The organism is Xenorhabdus bovienii SS-2004, assembly GCF_000027225.1.
Taxonomy (GTDB): domain Bacteria; phylum Pseudomonadota; class Gammaproteobacteria; order Enterobacterales; family Enterobacteriaceae; genus Xenorhabdus; species Xenorhabdus bovienii_C.
In genome coordinates, this window is sequence record NC_013892.1 from 3,764,909 (window position 1) to 3,784,554 (window position 19,646).

The 19,646-nt window shown below is 43.4% G+C and carries 14 protein-coding genes and 3 pseudogenes; 12 read left to right on the forward strand and 5 right to left on the reverse strand.

Annotated features, from left to right (window positions below; translation table 11 throughout):
• Positions 1 to 147 precede the first annotated feature (147 nt).
• Positions 148 to 1,344, forward strand: a complete 1,197-nt coding sequence (locus XBJ1_RS16580; RefSeq protein ID WP_329840987.1) for a hypothetical protein — start codon at positions 148 to 150, stop codon at positions 1,342 to 1,344.
• A gap of 254 nt (positions 1,345 to 1,598) precedes the next feature.
• Entirely contained in the window at positions 1,599 to 2,855 is a 1,257-nt protein-coding gene (locus XBJ1_RS16585) for a DUF1479 domain-containing protein (protein ID WP_012990192.1), read from the forward strand.
• 202 nt (positions 2,856 to 3,057) lie between these two features.
• Here XBJ1_RS16585 and XBJ1_RS16590 read toward each other — a convergent pair whose 3' ends face one another.
• Positions 3,058 to 4,035, reverse strand: coding sequence for a GlxA family transcriptional regulator (locus tag XBJ1_RS16590; protein ID WP_012990193.1), 978 nt, complete (start codon positions 4,033 to 4,035; stop codon positions 3,058 to 3,060).
• Between the two features lie 110 nt (positions 4,036 to 4,145).
• On the opposite strand from XBJ1_RS16590, the pseudogene XBJ1_RS22655 reads away from it, so the two are divergent.
• The 7 genes and pseudogenes from XBJ1_RS22655 to fghA all read left to right on the forward strand — a co-directional run.
• Positions 4,146 to 4,732, forward strand: a pseudogene (locus XBJ1_RS22655) (IS1 family transposase); the annotation flags it as partial.
• Positions 4,733 to 4,769: 37 nt separating this feature from the next.
• The gene (locus XBJ1_RS16600) at positions 4,770 to 5,807 is read left to right on the forward strand and encodes an IS630 family transposase (RefSeq protein WP_041573280.1); all 1,038 of its coding nucleotides are present in this window, start codon (positions 4,770 to 4,772) and stop codon (positions 5,805 to 5,807) included.
• A 3-nt stretch (positions 5,808 to 5,810) separates the two neighbouring features.
• A pseudogene (locus tag XBJ1_RS20250) lies at positions 5,811 to 5,945 on the forward strand (IS1 family transposase); the annotation flags it as partial.
• A 151-nt stretch (positions 5,946 to 6,096) separates the two neighbouring features.
• Positions 6,097 to 7,773, forward strand: a complete 1,677-nt coding sequence (locus XBJ1_RS16605; RefSeq protein ID WP_012990195.1) for a beta-ketoacyl synthase — start codon at positions 6,097 to 6,099, stop codon at positions 7,771 to 7,773.
• Positions 7,774 to 7,884: 111 nt separating this feature from the next.
• Positions 7,885 to 8,049 (forward strand): annotated as a pseudogene (locus XBJ1_RS16610) (metal-sensing transcriptional repressor); the annotation flags it as partial.
• Between the two features lie 67 nt (positions 8,050 to 8,116).
• Positions 8,117 to 9,226: an S-(hydroxymethyl)glutathione dehydrogenase/class III alcohol dehydrogenase gene (locus tag XBJ1_RS16615; RefSeq protein WP_012990197.1), complete on the forward strand. Its 1,110-nt coding sequence runs from the start codon at positions 8,117 to 8,119 to the stop codon at positions 9,224 to 9,226.
• A gap of 69 nt (positions 9,227 to 9,295) precedes the next feature.
• Positions 9,296 to 10,141 carry an S-formylglutathione hydrolase gene (gene fghA, locus XBJ1_RS16620; RefSeq protein WP_012990198.1) on the forward strand — a complete coding sequence of 282 codons (846 nt, stop codon included), beginning with the start codon at positions 9,296 to 9,298 and terminating at the stop codon, positions 10,139 to 10,141.
• Positions 10,142 to 10,205: 64 nt separating this feature from the next.
• On the opposite strand, the gene XBJ1_RS16625 is transcribed toward fghA, so the two are convergent.
• From XBJ1_RS16625 to XBJ1_RS16640, 4 genes are all read right to left on the reverse strand, one after another.
• Positions 10,206 to 11,186 (reverse strand): 3-oxoacyl-[acyl-carrier-protein] synthase III C-terminal domain-containing protein, encoded by a 981-nt coding sequence (locus tag XBJ1_RS16625; RefSeq protein WP_012990199.1) that lies wholly within the window; start codon positions 11,184 to 11,186, stop codon positions 10,206 to 10,208.
• Positions 11,187 to 11,500: 314 nt separating this feature from the next.
• Entirely contained in the window at positions 11,501 to 12,532 is a 1,032-nt protein-coding gene (locus tag XBJ1_RS16630; RefSeq protein WP_012990201.1) for a 3-oxoacyl-[acyl-carrier-protein] synthase III C-terminal domain-containing protein, read from the reverse strand.
• Positions 12,522 to 14,219, reverse strand: a complete 1,698-nt coding sequence (locus XBJ1_RS16635; protein WP_012990202.1) for a thiamine pyrophosphate-binding protein — start codon at positions 14,217 to 14,219, stop codon at positions 12,522 to 12,524. Before XBJ1_RS16635 ends, XBJ1_RS16630 begins: the two co-directional genes overlap by 11 nt.
• A 753-nt stretch (positions 14,220 to 14,972) precedes the next feature.
• Positions 14,973 to 15,500 (reverse strand): single-stranded DNA-binding protein, encoded by a 528-nt coding sequence (locus XBJ1_RS16640; protein ID WP_012990203.1) that lies wholly within the window; start codon positions 15,498 to 15,500, stop codon positions 14,973 to 14,975.
• 250 nt (positions 15,501 to 15,750) lie between these two features.
• Between XBJ1_RS16640 and uvrA the strand changes: the two genes are divergently transcribed.
• From uvrA to XBJ1_RS16655, 3 genes are all read left to right on the forward strand, one after another.
• Positions 15,751 to 18,582, forward strand: coding sequence for an excinuclease ABC subunit UvrA (uvrA, locus tag XBJ1_RS16645; RefSeq protein ID WP_012990204.1), 2,832 nt, complete (start codon positions 15,751 to 15,753; stop codon positions 18,580 to 18,582).
• A 249-nt stretch (positions 18,583 to 18,831) separates the two neighbouring features.
• The gene (locus XBJ1_RS22660; protein ID WP_038199401.1) at positions 18,832 to 18,984 is read left to right on the forward strand and encodes a DUF5993 family protein; all 153 of its coding nucleotides are present in this window, start codon (positions 18,832 to 18,834) and stop codon (positions 18,982 to 18,984) included.
• A 12-nt stretch (positions 18,985 to 18,996) separates the two neighbouring features.
• Positions 18,997 to 19,563, forward strand: coding sequence for a disulfide bond formation protein B (locus XBJ1_RS16655; RefSeq protein WP_038199400.1), 567 nt, complete (start codon positions 18,997 to 18,999; stop codon positions 19,561 to 19,563).
• The last annotated feature ends 83 nt before the right edge of the window (positions 19,564 to 19,646 follow it).

The following is a 19,646-nucleotide window of genomic DNA, read 5'->3' on the forward strand; positions in this document are numbered from 1 at the left end:
AATGTACAGAATTTCACCAATAGTCGCATATGGATCGCCTTTGCACTGTATGCCTGTGCTCCGGGGATCGTTCGTCATAGCCACGATATGTTCACCGATACCTCTCTGATTACCGGCACGACGATTGGGTTATATGGTTTATTGGGGTTGATTAAAAACGAAAAAAAATGCTATTCCATATTATGGCTGGCTATTGGAACTGCTATCACAATGTTATCAAAGGGGGTATTCATCCCTGGGTTATTATGGATTTGCCTACTATTAACACCGGTTTTTCTAAAAAGCTGTCGGGCTAAACAATATTGGCTAAATGCCTTTTTCGCAGGGGTGATTGCTCTCATTTTAATTTTACCGTGGCCAGCCATGTTATTAGTTGAACACCCGGACTTATTTAAAGTTTGGTTTTGGGATAACAATATCGGCCGCTTCTTAGGGTTTTCTGTTGAAGATTTGGGTGCAAGAGCTGCTCCAAGTCGAATTCCAGAAGCTGTGTTATTATTCGCATTCCCGGCAGGCCTATTAGCCTTCATCGTTATTGTTAAAAACCCGATAAAAACACTTACCGATCAACGGTATTTTATTTTTGCAGCATTTATATTACTCGGTATCATCCTGTTACAAATATCAGCCTCCAGCCGTGCGCTGTACCTGTTACCCTTTATTGCCCCGATGGCTATTTTAGCCACGGGCATTTTTACTAAATTACCCGAAAAAATGTACAGCGTTCTGAGTCTCTGTTTTTCAATGCTGTGGTCTATTCTGATCCTCTTTGTATGGTCAGTTTATTTACTATCACTCTCTTCTGATTACAAACATTGGTTGGCACCTTTTGGAAAATGGCTGCCAATGGGCTATCAGATGCATTTTTCCGGTTTTATATTCACCAGCGCTGTTATTATTACCATTATCTGGGTAACTAAAAACAAAATACTGTCAAAATCTCCCGTTTTGCATACCGCACAAAACTGGCTCTTAGGGATTGCTGTTGTTTGGGGATTGGTATTTACCTTGTTTATCGGCTGGATTGATTATACCAAAGGCTATAAAGAGGTATTTACTGATCTTAAGCAGCGTTTAGCAGGGGAATATAAAACCGATGATTGCATGTCATCTTATTCTATCGGCGAATCAGAGGCGCCAATGCTTTATTATTTCGCCCATATACTCCATCAAAGACAGAAAGATTTTGCAGTTCCACAAACATGCCGCTGGCTTATCGTTTTATCCGAAGATATTGAATCCGCTCCGACAGGCATGGCGTTGTTCTGGTCTGGACATCGGCCGAATGATAAAAATAAAAATTTAGTGGTGTATAAAAAAGTAACGTCTGAAACAGCGCAGTGAACAGATTATTTGGATGAGAATCCCCATAAACTCATTATTAAATAATCAGTTAGTTTCCGAAGGAAAATGAGGAACGTCTTCTACAGGCGTTTCTCGAAACGGGAAAACTTCCCAGTGGGAACGCCAAAGAATAAATTCTGTGCGTTGGCTTAAAACCTTTTGCTGTAAATTTGTTAATATTTCGTTTATAAAATTTACATAAATCAAATTTACTTTCATACGAAAATTAAAACGATTAACAGAAAGAGTCTGCTATGAATACTTCTTTCACCTCTACAGTTTTTCCTGATGATTACCGACAAAAAATTCGCCGGATGAAACAAGCCATGCGCAAACAAATAGGCGATGTTGAAAGCCTGTTCGCTCAGGTATGCGACAGAATAGAAAAAGAGATCGCCGCCACCCGTGTGGATGAAAAAAACATCGGTAGCGCTTGGCCGGAAATACACGGGAGTGATGTGGCGGAACGCAAAGTAACAGAACAAACCCTACAAAAGATCAAACGTCGTGGATGTTTGGTCGTCAGACAGAACTTTCCACGAGATAAAGCACTGGCATGGGATCAGTCCATGCTTGATTACCTCGCTATCAATAACTTCGATCGCGTTTATCAAGGGCCGGGAGATAACTTCTTCGATAGCCTTGAAGCATCTCGCCCAGAGATTTACCCCATTTACTGGTCTCATGCACAGATGGAGGCCAGACAAAGTGAAGAAATTGCGCGGGTACAGTCTTTTCTAAACCGTTTGTGGAAATTTGAGTCAAACGGCATAAGTTGGTTTGATCCCGATATCAACATGATTTATCCCGACCGCATTCGCCGTCGGCCACCAGGCACAACATCAAGAGGGCTAGGTGCTCATACAGATTCGGGTACTTTAGAGCGCTGGCTGCAACCCGCCTACCAAAAAGTGTTTAATAAAATTTTCACCAACCGATTCGGAGAATACGATCCTTGGGATGCAGCCTACCGTCCAGAAGTAACCGAGTACGATAACACAACAAAATGCTCAGTTTTTAGGACATTTCAGGGCTGGACGGCGCTGTCTGATATGACCCTCGGTCAAGGACTTCTGCATGTTGTTCCTGTGCCAGAAGCGATGGCATACATTCTGTTACGGCCACTGCTGAATGATGTCCCCGAAGACGAACTGTGTGGTGTTGCCCCCAATAAGGCGCTTCCCATCTCCGAGAAATGGCATCCTCATCTTGTCCGAGGATTGTGTAGTATTCCATCATTGCAGGCTGGTGATTCTGTATGGTGGCACTGTGACCTTATCCACTCCGTCGCACCGGTGAAAAATCAGCAAGGCTGGGGCAATGTGATGTATATCCCGGCGGCACCACTGTGTGACAGAAATCTGGCTTATGCTCACCACGTTGCAGATGCTCTTGAACATGGCACATCTCCGGCCGATTTTCCCAAAGAACACTATGAAAAGAACTGGAAAGGTCGTTTTACGGCTGCGGATTTGAACATCATCGGCTTGCGTGGCCTTGGGTTGAATTGAGCTTAATACAGGCTCTTTACTATTTTGTCTCGGCTAGACAGGGAAAATATTACTTGCAAAATATTCTTAAAACGCTAATCCGTTTGCCCGCACCTGCGGAGCCGTTATTTTGGCGTTCAAAATCTGGTGTATTCAGAACTCGCTTTGAGGCCAATATTGTAAGGGATCTTCTGACACTATTCCGGCAAATAGATAATTAACATCAGGAATGGAAAACTTTGGCTTTCACCAGTTTACGGTAAGCAACGGGAGTCAGTTTAAAGTGTTGCTCAAATACTTTACTAAAGTAATGGGGATCCTTGAAGCCCACTAATTGCGCTATATACAGTAAAGTCAGGCTATTATCTTGCAGAAGCTGTTTGGCAATTAATAAACGCTGATCGAGCATGTATTTATGTGGTGAGATACCTACCTGTCCCTTAAACCTACGTATCAGGGTGCTCTCCGACACACCAACGTGAGTAGCAATATCCTTAATCGTGATTTGTGAAGTCACATGCTGCTTAATATAGCTTTGTGCTATCGACACCATTTCATCAAATTGCGTGTTGCCTCCCACTTGAAAAAACGGCTCTGACTGAAAATTTGATACTTCATGCATGAAATGTTTTTCAATGATCTTAGCAATCGGTGCACTGAAAAACTGGGCGATCAAGTAAACAAGTAGTTCGGTTTGGGAGTTAATGCTTCTCACACAATAAATGTTGTCACAATACGTGATGCTTGCCTTACGATTTACACCAACCGTCGGAAACCGACGTTCAAACTTGCCATAGAAAGACCAATGAGTTGTTACAGTTTTTTCTTCAAGTAATCCCGCTTTCGCCAGCCAATATACCCCGGTGCCAGTCGCAACAATAATAGCTTGATTTTCTTTTTGCCGACGCAACCATTCGATAATATCTTCCCTGCCAGCCATAGAAGGTGACGGATTTCCCCACATCGGAGGTAAAAAAACCAAATCAAAATCGACAGGATCCGAAAATTTATGGTGGGTATGTAGCGTAATCTGCGCTATGTGTTCGTTATTTTCCTTCACATCACCTATAACAGACATATAGAAAGGTTCTTCTCTCTGCTGTACCCGGCTTCTCAAGCTGCTGGCACTGTTTAACATATCCGATGCTAACGTTATCCCGCTTTGCAACGCTTTATCGTATAAGACAAATGCTATTTTCATTCCTTTTCTCCAGAATTGTGCGCACCTCTTTTATATATCACCACCAATATTTGGTCATGTATTAAATGGTTAGTTGCTGTGATATGCTTCCGGCTTTTTAAGGATGAAGTATGGCCAAAGTTGATGTCTATTGCCGTTATTGCCACAAATCAGAACAGGTCAAAGGACATGGGAAAGGAAATGGCGGACATCCTCGTTATCGCTGTTATAGCTGCTGTAAGGTCTTTCAGTTGGCGTATACCTATCAGGCCTGCAAACCCGGCGTTAAAGAACAGATTGTCGATATCGCGATGAATAACGGGGGAATTCGTGACACCGCTCGGATCCTGAAAGTCGCCACCGCCACCGTCATGAAAACATTAAAAACCTCAGACCCCGAAACGTAACGACACTTCCCCTTGCGGAATGTGGCATCCAGATTGTCTGTGAAATCGACGAGCAATGGTCGTTTGTCGGCAATAAGAAAAACCAACGCTGGCTTTGGTATGCTTGGGAACCCCGCCTGAAGCGAATAGTGGCTCATGTTTTTGGCGATCGCAGTCGAAAAACGTTAGACAAGCTGCTTACCCTCTTATCTTCCTTTACTATTCGGTTTTACTGCACGGATGACTATGTTGTTTATGACCCACTTCCCGAGGAAGAGCACTTGACTGGAAAGGCGTTTACTCAGCGTATATACCCGTCGTCATTGAAGATGCTTGATTTTTCATTTGTATCAGATCATGATTGCGCCCATGAAAATTAATCTAACAGATGCCCAAAAAGACGCCCTCGAATTGATGCATGATACGACTCGCGATGGACGAGTACGTGACCGCATCAAGGCCGTGCTTTTGGCCTCAGAAGGCTGGACTGCCCAGATGATTGCTCAGGCTTTGCGGATCCATGAAAGTACGGTGAGCCGCCATCTGAAAGATTACTTCTCTGAGGAAAAACTCGCCCCTGAAAATGGGGGCTCTGAAAGCCGTTTGTCTGCCGAACAAACAACAGAATTAGTTGAGTATCTGATGGCAAATTTGATGCACACTACCGCACAAATTGTGGCCTATGTTCGGGCACGATGGCAGGTGACTTTCACTGTCGCAGGAATGACGAAATGGCTTCACCGTCAAGGTTTCAGCTACAAGAAGCCAATGGGTGCTCCGCATAAATTTGATGCGGATAAACAGCAACAGTTTATTGAAACCTACAACGCGCTGAAAGAAGAATGTGGCCAGAATGCGCCTATTTTATTTATTGATGCGGTTCACCCGACCCTGTCCACAAAATTAAGTTATGGCTGGATGAAGAGCGGGCGGAAGCACGTCAAAGTGGTTGAAACCACAGGCAGTCGTACTCGACTCAACATCATGGGTGCCCTTAATTTACAACGGATTGAAGAGACTATTGTTCGTGAATATCCGACGATTAACGCGAAAAATGTCGTCCTTTTTTTCGGCTCAATCCGGGAAACCTATCCACTTTCGCAAAAAATCCACATTATTCTGGATGGTGCGGGTTATCACCGTTCCGGAGTCGTCCAATTTTTTGCCGAGGTTTTGAATATTGAGTTGCACTACCTGCCGCCTTACAGCCCTAATCTCAACCCGATTGAGCGATTATGGAAGTATGTGAATGAGCAGGTACGAAACAATGTCTATTTTCCGGATACCAAAACATTCCGTGAAACGCTGCGCCACTTTTTTCATGTCACATTGCCAGAAAAAGCGAAAGAACTCACCACTCGGTTGACTGATAACTTCCAGATTTTAAAACCCGCATCTTCAAGTTAATTGCGTATAGAGAGAACGAATTTAACGCATCGTACCCGAATCAAAAGGCTGAATAGAAAAACCATTGGGTATTCAAAATCGGAAGAAATGCACGATAAAGTGATAGGAACCTTTATTGAACGTGAACATTATTTTTAATACCTAATCTAATCATTTAATACATGACCCAATATTTAGCTTCGAGATAGTCGATAAGGTGTGACCATATTCTCAGCTTTAATGACAGGGATATAAGAGTTTTAATTTATCCTAACTGCTAGACTTCAAGAAAATTTTTTCGGAGTTCGTAATGAGTAATTTACCCGTAATTGTTGGTTTGGGTGGTATCAATGCGGCCGGAAGAAGTTCTGGATTCCACAGCTATAAACGCATTGTGTCAGACAGTCTCAGCGACGAGATCATGCAAGATACATGGCTCGATTTATGTCATCGAATGGGCATTGTTAAAAATACAGTATCGGTTACAGATGCCCATATCGAGAGTGCCAAAAACGGCACACTGATCAGAAAAATAACGCACTTCGATACGCAAAAAGTATCTTCTGTAACCAGTGCGGGTCAGTTGCCGGAAGGATTTGAAGTTGGTGATTTATATAACGCAAACCATCATCCGCGCGGTTTACGTCTGACAGTCTATGGAGCCTCGGATTTACTCAGTTCAATTGGCATTTCATGGCCAGATATCGCCAAATTGGTGGAACCCGATCAAATTTCTGTTTATGCCAGTAGCGCTCTGGGTCAGATAGACCGATTTTCATTGGCAGGTTTAATTGGCAACCCACAGAATGGCACACGTATTAGTTCCAAAATGCTAGCGCTTTCCCTTGCTGACATGCCGGCAAATTTTATTAATAGCTATATTATCAATAGTATCGGCAACACATCAGCTAATCTAGGTGCCTGTGCAAGCTTTCTGTATAACCTCAAACAGGGCGTCAATGATATCAAACAAGGTAAGGCAAAGATCAGTTTAGTCGGATGCTCTGAAGCAGCTATCGTCCCTGAAATTATCGAAGGGTTTCGAGTTATGGGCGCTCTCGCAGAAGACCATCAACTATGTAAACTGGATGGAACCGATATTGTTAACAACCGCCGTGCTACCCGACCATTTTCAACTAATGTTGGATTTACCATTGCCGAATCTGCGCAATTCGTATTACTCATGAGTGACGATCTTGCTTTACAGTGTGGTGCCAACATCCTTGGCGCTGTGCCTGATGTTTTCGTCAATGCGGATGCCAATAAAAAATCAATATCCTCACCCGGAATTGGTAACTACATTACCATGATGAAAGCAGCCTCCCTAGCTGACCATCTACTGGATGGCAAATTACAGTATTCTTACGTTCAGGCACATGGTACTGGAACACCACAGAACCGAGTCACTGAAAGTCATATCATTAATGAAGTTGCCAAAGTTTTTGGACTCAAATGCTGGGATGTCACCGCCATAAAATCGTATGTAGGACATTCCATCGCCGCCTCTGCGGGCGATCAATTAGCCTGTACATTGGGGGTTTGGCAGTACGGATGGATCCCTGGTATTAAAACCATCGATCACATTGCCGAGGATGTACATGCAACAAATCTGAATATTTTGATGCAGAATAAGTTTGCAGGCGAGCACGGTGAGGAGATGCGTGCCACAATCATCAATACCAAAGGATTCGGTGGCAATAACGCCAGTGCAGTTATTTTATCTCCACAGCAAACCATGCAGATGCTGAACAAAAAACACGGTAGCTCCGCTGTCTACACATATCATCAGCGTAATCAAATTGTTAAACGTATAAGTGAAGATCAGGATCGAGCAATTTGTCGTGGTGAAGAATCGGTTGTTTACAATTTCGGCAACGCAGTGATGCAATCATCAGATATAAAACTTTCACGTCAGGAAGTGAAATTATCAGGATATAATCACACCATAAAGTTGCCGAATGCAGAGGAATTCAGTGCATTCTTGTGAGAAAGCCATAGGGAATAGCCAAGTACAGTGCAGTATTCAAGCGTTATTTTATGGCTTTACTGCCTGCCATATAAAACTACGCCTCAAATCATAATAAATTAACGATGCCCTGTGTTACAGCAAATTGCCGCTATTCGTGGTGCCGTCAATGGACTAATGGCGGGTGTCCTTGAAAGCCATTTACGTGAAGAACTGACAAATACCGAGCAAACACCAGAAGCACAGAAAGCCTCGATCGAAGATGCCGTTTCTCTGATCCGAACTTATCTTCGCTGATACCCCAATTAGCTTTATTAATCCATATCCGCGAACATATAACACTGCCTATTCAAAAGGAGAGTTTATGAAATCACGAGCCGCTGTTGCATTCGGGCCGGGCCAGCCCCTTGAAATTGTTGAAATTGATGTTGCACCGCCTCAGGCCGGAGAGGTTCTGGTTAAAATCAGCCATACCGGTGTGTGTCATACAGATGCCTTCACCCTGTCAGGGGATGATCCGGAAGGCGTATTTCCCGTCATACTCGGGCATGAAGGCGCAGGCGTAGTCGTTGAGGTGGGCGCAGGCGTTACCAGCGTCAAACCCGGTGATCATGTTATCCCTCTTTATACCGCAGAATGTGGAGAGTGCCTGTTCTGCAAATCCGGGAAAACCAACCTGTGTGTCGCCGTGCGGGCAACTCAGGGAAAAGGTGTCATGCCGGATGGCACAACTCGTTTTTCCTATAATGGACAGCCTATTTATCATTATATGGGATGCTCCACATTCAGCGAATACACCGTTGTCGCCGAAGTCTCACTGGCAAAAATCAATCCGGAAGCCAACCATGAAGAAATATGCCTGCTGGGTTGTGGTGTCACTACCGGCATTGGCGCTGTGCACAATACTGCGAAAGTGCAATCTGGTGACTCTGTTGCTGTCTTTGGGCTCGGCGGTATTGGCCTTGCCGTGATCCAAGGTGCTCGTCAGGCAAAAGCAGGCAGAATATTTGCTATTGATACCAATCCGGCAAAATTTGAACTGGCCAAACAGTTCGGTGCAACCGACTGCCTGAACCCGAATGATTACGATAAACCTATTCAGCAGGTCATTATCGAAATGACAGAATGGGGGGTGGATCATACCTTCGAGTGTATTGGTAATGTCAATGTCATGCGTGCCGCACTCGAAAGTGCGCACCGGGGCTGGGGGCAATCTGTCATTATTGGTGTAGCGGGTGCCGGACAGGAAATCTCCACCCGGCCATTCCAACTGGTCACCGGCCGTTCATGGCGCGGAACTGCTTTTGGCGGAGTCAAAGGCCGCAGTCAGTTGCCTAAAATGGTGGAAGAGGCAATGAAAGGTGAAATTGAGTTAAAACCTTTTGTGACCCACACCTTACCACTTGAGCGCATCAATGAAGCATTCAACCTGATGCATGAGGGAAAATCCATTCGTACCGTCATTCATTACTAAGTCGTATTGCGGAAATTAAAAACCGCGCTGTGAAAGGAGTGAACCTGTATGTTTTACAGAGAGGAAAAAATGGAGAGGATTGAACGCCGCGCTTGTTTTGGGGGATGGCAGGATGTTTATCAGCACGATTCGACCGAGCTTGGCTGTACCATGAGTTTTGCTGTCTATCTTCCTCCTCAGGCTGAACATCAGAAATTACCGGTGCTGTACTGGCTCTCGGGGCTAACATGCAATGAACAGAATTTCATCACTAAAGCGGGCGCTCAACGCTATGCTGCCGAACAGGGTATTATCCTTGTCGCTCCAGATACCAGCCCGCGTGGTGAGAACGTTGCGGATGATGATGCTTATGATTTGGGTCAGGGAGCCGCTTTCTATCTCAATGCAACACAAGAACCTTGGGCACCGCACTATCGCATGTACGATTATGTGGTGTCAGAGTTACCGGCATTGATCGAAGCACATTTTCCAGTAACAGAGGATCGCGCTATTAGCGGCCACTCTATGGGAGGTCATGGCGCACTGACAATCGCGCTACGCAATCCGGATCGTTATCACAGTGTATCGGCATTCTCGCCCATTGTTGCCCCCTCTCAAGTTCCCTGGGGAGAGAAAGCTTTTCGTGCTTATCTGGGTGATGATCGTGACACATGGAAAGCCTATGATACCATCAGGTTGATCGCCAATAGTGCTAAACCCTTACATTTGTTGATTGATATCGGTAATGATGATCCGTTTCTTGCAGAACAGTTACGCCCTGAATTGCTGAAAGAGGCATGCGAAAAGGCCGGACAGCCTTATACACTGAATCTTCGCACGGGTTATGATCATAGCTACTACTTTGTCGCCAGTTTTATCGGTGAGCATATCGCATATCATGCTGAGGTATTGAAGGGCTGCTGTGCTGATAATTGATGGATTACTGCAAGTTAAGACAAAACGCCTCGCAATTTAGCGGGGCGTTAGATAATAACATCATTTAATATTGCATTAATACAGCGATACTTTGCCAGCCAGCACCAATCGTCCAGAAAATCAGGAAATCACCCCGGACAATTTTTTTTCTTTCCAGCGTTTCATAAAGTGCAACAAATGGGCTATTGGTTGCAGTGTAACCATACTCATCACCAATAAATAATGCCTTATCCTGATCCACACCAAGTTCTTCACAGAGTCGTCGAATGTTACTTACAGAAAATTGTGAAAACATAAATCCCTTAATATCAGCAGGAACTAAATTATGTCGTGAAAGTAACAATTGGATAGATTCGAATGCGGCGGTAATACAGATATCATCATCAAAGGGGGTGAATTTGACTTGTGCAGAAACATCATGCCGGTGAATATTTGATAATCCACATGCAGGGAAAAGTGAATTATCGATTACTGAGGTTTGTATACGAAATTCTGAGTCTATAAAACCATTGCCCTGTTCAGTTTTATGAAGGATTACCGCTACAGCCGACTCTGCAAAACATGAGTGGTAGACCGGTGCATTACTGCTGTGAGCCCCAAGATAGTCGCTGCCTACAACCAGTGCAAGCTGGCATGACGGACTTGCCATCATCGCCCTGGAAACCATTTCTACCGCAACTAATAACCCCGCACAATTGGCATTCATGTCAAATGCCAAAGCCCTTTCTCCGCCTCCAATAGCATGATGTATTTTGAGCGCCGTTGAAGGAATGAGATATTCTGGCGTTTGAGAAGCAAACACGATGAAGTCTAGATCCTTAGCCTGACATCCCAGCCGCTGAATAGCATTATTAGATGCTGCAACTGACATCGTGAGTGTTGTATCAGATGAATCACGGATCAGGTAACGATTTTTATGGCCAAGCGCATTCAGCAAACCACTCATATCAATGCCTTGGGCGGCATAGTGTTCTATAAACCAATTATTATTAACCGAAGTTGGAGGATGCCAAATTCCTAACGATGCAATCGCTACTCTTGTCATAATTGCTCCTATTTATAATCGTAGTCATTAGAAATACCTGATTTATACTAAATAGTTTCATCGGCAGGGATTAAAGTTATAAGAAACTTACGGACGTTCCTCATTTTTTTAATGTCACTCTCCGAGAAAAATCGAACAATTTTGCTTGCCGAATTAATGATAATTTTCAAATCGTAAATTCTGCATTTTAAAGTTAATGGGTATACATATATAAAGCCATGTTTTAATACATACTAGCACCCTATAATCAAGCATCAGGCTCATCCCAATCTCGACTATTAACACATAGACATGATCAGTTTTGCCTGAATCAATTAAATATTTTGAGTCACACCACTAGGTAACATTGGATTACTTAGCTGTGTCTTATGATCATAATAATATACATTGCAAGGAATATTCTGCCATCGAAATAGAACAGCAGTCGCAGTGGTCGAAGGGCCCAATCCCATAACAATGACCCAATCAGAGTCAGTCAAATTTTTATTATCCTGCATTTCCATAAAACCGAAAAAGCTCTGTGCTGGCCCCAAACTTCCATATTTGTGAAAAATAGAGATAATTTTATCTTTCCCTACGCCCAACGCTTCTGCAGCTGCACTGGCAACCCAATCGCTCGGGTCATAAACGTAAAAAGCGCTGACCTCATTTAGACTCATTCCGTTTGATTGACACACTTTATTACAGCACTGGTAAATCGTCTCCTTCATATTATTAAATATATATTCACCCCCCTTCGGTTTATAGTAGACATAACGTTCAGGTCCTTCATTAAATTTCAATACATCGTAATGTGCAGTACTCAAAGTATGACAACCCGTCACTGTCATACCTTGTTTTCGGCTAAGTACTAAGCATGCAGCACCATCACTTAACAAAGTCCTCGCGGGATCGCTCATTGAGAACCAATGCGAATAATTACACCCCGCAATAACAGCGATGTTATGAAATTCAGAGTTAGCAAACATAGCAGTGGCGATTTCCAGTCCAGTTGCACCACCACTTGTTCCGACATTAATTGACACCACCGGACAGGATAGCTTTAGTTCTCTGGCCAGTCGTCCGGCCTCATCGCCCAAAATGTTATCAGACCATACTTGGCTAAGAATCAGATAATCAATATCTGAAATATCCATCTGTACCTGTTTTACTGCTGCTAACAAACTGACTTTCATTAATTCAATTAAATCTTTTTTATGCTCTAAACGCCATAAAGTGCGTGATCGAGATAACTGCACTTCACCGGGTGCGCTGAATTCATTACGTATGTTATCTTCTGGGTGAATAATAATGTTTCCCGGTGGCAGGATACCTGCCGCCGAAATAATTGAGATGTTATTTTCCATCCAGCTCTTCCTTTAATTTCCTGAAAGTTTCAACTCTATCACCGAGAGGAGGGATCTCATATTTATCAATAAATGCATTAATTACGGCAGGTTTCTTTTCTTCAATTGCATGAATAAGGGCTTCACGTAATTCTTTTTTATTCCTTACGTTATAACCTGTCGCTCCAATAGACTGTCCAAATACAGCAAAGTCAACTTGAGGTATACTGCAGTCAAGTGGCGGATAACCTAATAGCTCCTGCCCCTGTCTGCACATATTGTAACCGGAATCATTCATCACAAGCCAGATAGCAGGTAATCCGAATCTGACTGCCGTACTTACTTCATTCGACATCAGCATTGCGCCATCACCTATGATACCTACTGCACAGCGCTCTTTTGATGCAGCCATTCCTACCAATCCACAAGCGTAGTGCCCCATGGCGCCATAAGCTGTACTTACACGATATCTCAATGGATTCGAAAACTTCAGGTAGCGATTAGTCCAGACAAAGGAATTTCCCGCTTCTGAAGCAACATAACAATCGAACATATCGATAGCTATTTCCTGAACCACACTCATCACATCAAGCGGGTGGATCACATCTTTTGCTGCATCTGAATAGCATTTATGACTGTCATGTGGTGCTGAAATGGCCTTAATGTGACTGGAAGGTATTACTTTCTCAGCCAAGCAGGTATCAATAGAAGTGAGAAATGTTTCAATATCGCTGTCAATGAGAACAGTATGCGAGGGCAGATTCCCTTTAATTTCCTGTGCATTTAGACCTATATAATAAACTTTAACCTTCTTAAGGTTATTTTGGGCATAGGATGAACTCAGCTCACCCAATCTGCTTCCCATAATGATAACAGCTGACAATAACGGACAATGTAATGTTTTATTAATACTTTCTGAATCCGATCCTAAACCACTGGTTCCGGCATAAAGACTATGTTTTTCATCAAAGATCCCTTTCCCCCGCGGAGTAGATATGACCCGTGAATTTGTTTTTATAGCAATCTGTGTCAACAATGCAGAAGCATGCCGAGCACCAAATCCTGCCCAAAAAACAGCATTTTCATTGACGAGCAAATCGGCTATTTCCCGTGAATGACGTTTCGCATTTTCGTCTAAATCATCATGAGATAAGGAAAGCGCCTCATCATTTTCATAATCGATGATTTCCTGCTGCACTTTTGTTGTCAAAAATATACCAACCACGTAACCGTCTTTCTTATTTAATCCTTTCCTTAATTTGCTCTCGACGTGAGCGTAATCATCCTTTTGGTTTATGATGATGATTTCATCAAAATAACCGTGTCCATCAGGGATACACAGTCCATCTATATCTTGTACTGTAGTTTCCTGTAGGCTCCACTTTCCTGAAGAGGCAACAGATGTGATTGATGAGATAAAAATGACCTTTGCACCATCTAACTTTGCTGCTCTTAACCCAGTTAATGCATTACTTATTCCCGGACCCGCTGTAGCAAAAGCGACGGCTGGAACCTGATGACATAAACTGAATTCAGATGCAGAAAAGGCTCCTCCCGACTCATGTCTACAGTGAAATAGTTTTATTTTTTCTGATTCCGTTAATTCCTGCCATATAGGTGCAATAAACCCCCCGGAAACCCCAAATGCCGCTTTAACCTCACAATCCTCAAGCAATTTAACTAAAGCTTTCGCAATATTAACTGACATGTTATATTTTTTCCTTTTTTAAGAATAAAGCGTATTAGCCATCCTAATAAAAATAAATTTATGATACTAACCGCTATCATTAATGTTCACTCATAGCATGTAATAAAAATCTAAGTATGCACACTAAAAAAAGCCGCCATTTAAATTCATAATGAGATAGTTACATAATTATAATAATAAAAAACTCCAATATATTATTAAATACATAATTCATTCGGATATAATTTTCATAAAAGTCACTTATATATTATTTATTAGTCATATTACATTTAACTCAGGAAAATACAAAATTATCAGTATATTTATTTTTAAGAATAATTTAAGGTATTTTGTAAAGCATAGACTATTATCTAAATCGGCCTATTCTATTGTAGTTATTATTAGATCATGATACACAGACAGGGCATAATTTATAACTTACCTATTGCAAATATTTATTTTTTTCTTCTGATCCCATGCAATCCGTTGACAATCAATACCTCTATTTTGATCACCACGATTTGTCCATGAATTTAAGAAAGAAGCAGCTCGACAGATCAACAAATGAGTTTAATCACTGAGCGATCTATCACTCAGGTTCCCACTGATGGCAATAATTTATCATAGAAAGTTTCAGTCAGCGTCCACATGACACCATCTCTACGCAGGAGGTGGTATTCAGTTAAATAAAAAAACCCAGCATATTTGCTGGGTTATGAATTAATTCAGCTATTAAAAGCACTTATATTTGCACTTTTAATTTATATGTATCTGTCAAAAAGGAATATCATCATCAAAGTCCATTGGCGGCTCGTTGCTCTGTGGAGCTGGAGACTGTGCCGGACGAGATGGAGATGGCTGCTGACCACCACCACTGAATTGCTGAGAAGCTTGTGGCTGCTGAGGCTGCCCCCAATTACCGCCTTGTGCTGGTGCATCCTGCGACGCGCCGCCGCGACCACCCAGCATCTGCATTGATCCACCAATATTTACCACAACTTCAGTAGTGTAACGTTCTTGACCGCCCTGATCCTGCCATTTGCGAGTCTGCAAAGAGCCTTCGATATAAACCTGAGAGCCTTTGCGCAGATATTCACCTGCGACTTCTGCCAGTTTGCCGAAGATCACCACTCGGTGCCACTCGGTTTTTTCTCTCATCTCACCGGTTTGCTTGTCACGCCAGCTTTCAGACGTTGCTAGAGTAATGTTGGCGACTGCACCGCCATTCGGCATATAGCGAACTTCCGGGTCCTGCCCCAAATTACCCACTAAAATAACTTTGTTTACGCCTCTGCTGGCCATTGGGAATACTCCTGATGAAATGAATTTTGCTAAAAATGGATTTCTCTAATTATAAGCAAAGTAGTTTACCATGCGAGGACTAAGTTTAAACATAGACCCGTTATATTATACTTTGCGAAGTTTATCGTACTTTACACTGTAATGGTTACAGCATGAATATCCACCTAATACTGTATATCCACTCAGCAATATTTGTGCAATAATAATGCGTTTATTTGTTACACACCATCAATTATCTGGGAAGTCGTACATGGATAACATCGAAGTTCGGGGCGCCCGCACCCATAATCTCAAGAATATCAATCTGATAATTCCCCGTAACAAACTGATAGTCATTACAGGATTATCAGGCTCCGGTAAGTCGTCCCTAGCTTTCGATACATTATATGCGGAAGGTCAACGTCGTTATGTGGAGTCACTCTCTGCCTATGCACGCCAGTTTTTGTCTCTCATGGAAAAACCGGATGTTGATCATATCGAAGGCCTCTCTCCCGCCATTTCCATTGAACAGAAATCGACTTCCCATAACCCGCGTTCAACTGTCGGGACGATTACCGAAATTCACGATTATCTCCGCCTGCTGTTTGCACGCGTAGGGGAACCCCGTTGCCCCGATCATGATATTCCGCTGGCTGCCCAAACTATCAGCCAAATGGTGGATAATGTGCTGGTATTACCGGAAGGCCAGCGTCTGATGCTGCTGGCTCCTGTCGTCAAAGAACGCAAAGGGGAGCACACCAAGCTGCTGGATAACCTGTCCGCACAAGGCTACATCCGCGCCCGTATTGATGGAGAAGTGTGTGACCTGTCTGACCCACCAAAACTTGAATTACAAAAAAAACACACTATTGAAGTGGTCGTCGATCGCTTCAAAGTCCGCGCTGATCTGGCTCAACGACTGGCAGAATCATTCGAAACCGCGTTAGAACTTTCCGGCGGAACGGCTGTTATTGCCAATATGGATGACGAGCAGGCTGAGGAATTAATCTTCTCCGCTAATTTTGCCTGTTCCGTCTGTGGTTACAGTATGAGTGAACTGGAACCACGCCTGTTTTCCTTTAACAATCCCGCAGGTGCCTGCCCTACTTGTGACGGTTTGGGCGTCCAGCAATTTTTCGATCCTGAGCGAGTTATCCAGAATGGCGATATTTCTCTCGCGGGTGGTGCGATCCGAGGTTGGGATCGCCGTAATTTCTATTATTTCCAGATGCTTAAGTCATTGTCAGACCATTATAAATTTGATATCGAAATTCCATTCAATGACTTAGACCCAGCCATCAGAAAAACAGTTTTATACGGTTCAGACAAAGAATCCATCGAGTTCAAATACACCAATGATCGGGGCGATACCACAGTTCGCCATCATCCGTTTGAAGGTGTGTTGCACAATATGGAGCGCCGCTATAAAGAGACCGAATCCAGCGCAGTGCGGGAAGAACTGGCAAAATATATCAGTAACCGTTCCTGCATCTCCTGTGATGGAACCCGGCTGCGCAAAGAAGCGCGTTATGTCTTTATCGAAAGCACCACGCTGCCGCAAATCTCCGAGTTCAGTATTGGTCATGCGATGGCGTTTTTCCAAAATATCAAACTGAGTGGGCAGCGCGCCCAAATTGCTGAAAAAATCCTGAAAGAGATCCGGGACCGCCTGAAATTTCTGGTGAATGTTGGCTTGAATTACCTGACCCTTTCCCGGTCAGCGGAAACCCTTTCCGGCGGTGAAGCACAGCGTATCCGGCTGGCCAGCCAGATTGGCGCGGGTCTGGTTGGCGTCATGTATGTACTGGATGAGCCATCTATTGGCCTGCATCAACGTGATAATGAACGTTTACTGGAAACCTTGCTGCATCTGCGCAATTTGGGGAATACCGTCATCGTAGTTGAACACGATGAAGATGCCATTCGGGCGGCGGATCATGTCATTGATATCGGGCCGGGTGCCGGTGTGCATGGCGGCAAAATTGTTGCCGAAGGGACTATTGAGGATATCATGACCAACAAGGAGTCTCTCACTGGGAAATTCCTGAGCGGTAAATGTAAAATTGCAATCCCTGAACAGCGTGTTCCTGCCAATCCCGATAAAGTACTGGAATTGATTGGTGCCAAGGGCAATAACCTGAAAAAAGTGACATTAAAACTGCCTGTCGGCTTGTTCACTTGTGTTACGGGTGTTTCAGGTTCCGGAAAATCGACTCTGATCAACGATACACTATTCCCAATTGCGCAACGTCAGTTAAATGGAGCGACCAATATTAATCCAGCGCCTTACCTTGATGTTCAAGGGCTGGAACATTTTGATAAGGTCATCGATATCGACCAAAGTCCGATCGGTAGAACGCCCCGCTCCAACCCTGCCACTTATACTGGCGTGTTTACGCCAGTGAGGGAGTTATTTTCTGGCGTGCCTGAATCCCGCGCCCGTGGCTATACACCGGGGCGTTTCAGTTTCAACGTCAAGGGCGGGCGCTGTGAAGCGTGTCAGGGTGATGGCGTAATTAAGGTTGAAATGCACTTCCTGCCCGATGTTTATGTGCCTTGCGATCACTGTAAGAGTAAGCGCTATAACCGCGAAACCTTGGAAATCAAATATAAGGGCAAAAATATCAATGAAGTGCTGAATATGACCATTGAAGAAGCCCGTAAGTTTTTTGATGCGGTTCCTGCTCTCGCCAGAAAACTGCAAACCTTGATGGATGTCGGTCTTTCCTATATTCGTCTGGGGCAATCGGCAACCACGCTCTCAGGTGGAGAAGCACAACGGGTCAAGCTGTCACGTGAATTATCCAAACGTGGTACAGGCCAGACGCTGTATATTCTTGATGAACCAACAACTGGCCTGCATTTCGCCGATATTCAGCAATTGCTGTCTGTCCTGCATCAATTACGTGATCAGGGAAATACTATCGTGGTGATTGAGCATAATCTGGATGTTATCAAAACCGCTGACTGGATTGTCGATCTTGGCCCTGAAGGTGGCAACGGTGGCGGTGAAATATTAGTGTCAGGAACACCAGAAGAAGTGGCTCAATGTGAAGAATCCCATACGGCACGGTTTTTGAAACCGATACTTGAGCGTCAATAATATTCTTTAGCATCCCACATAAACAAATATTCTCCCCACTCTGTGGGGAGTTATGCCCATTTGTTGACCAATCTTATTTTTTCCCCATGCAATAAGGGTATTTCCTACAATCATTTCTAATAAAATAAATTTTTGCTTAATCAATGATCTTTTATTGAACTAATATTATTACTGATCACATTATCGGTGCATTAATGCCATAATGATATAACATATGCTTTAAAGTGATAATGGAGATTCAACATGTATATGTTTTTACCTTTCTTAATTGCGTTAGTTATCATTCCAACAGTTATTATTGGCAAGAAAAAGCTGACCTACACTCTTTGGTTTGCATTATTAATCATCACGGTATTTTGGTTTAAATATCATGCGACTGATGCATTGAACCTTTCTTTCTAACCGGAGACCGTAATGAATAATACAATGTCAGCATCCCGCAGTCTTAATCCTGCAATGGTCTTAAATATCCTTGGTCTATTCGGCATCAGTGTCGTTTTGATAATCGCGTTCTATTATCAATTGGCACGTTTTGAACTTCCCTGCCCATTATGTCTGTTGCAACGTGCAGGTATCATCATGATTGGCTTAGGTTTTCTGTTCAATATTTATTTCGGTATTAAAAATGCTCACTACAGTCTATCTCTGCTAGGCTGCCTCGTGACCGGTTTTATCGCTATGCGTCAAGTCTCTCTACATATCCTGCCGGGAGATACAGGATATGGCTCCACCTTCTTAGGCTTACATTTTTATACTTGGGCCGCAGTCTTATCTATTCTTACCATTATTGCCATCGCTGTCATTATGCCTCTGAAAGCAGGCAACTCCGATTCATCAAGATACACACCGCCCACATTAGGCAAAATAGCCATGGGGCTGTTTGCATTTTTGATCGCAGCTAATCTGGTTTCTACTGTGCTGGAGTGTGGTAGCGGGCAATGTGATGATAACCCAACATTTTATCAGCTATTGAAAAAGTAACCCTGTTTCATTGGAATAGCTAAGACAGGAAGGCTGATATATTCCACAGCCTTCCACTTCTCTACAAAAATATTCAGCGACTA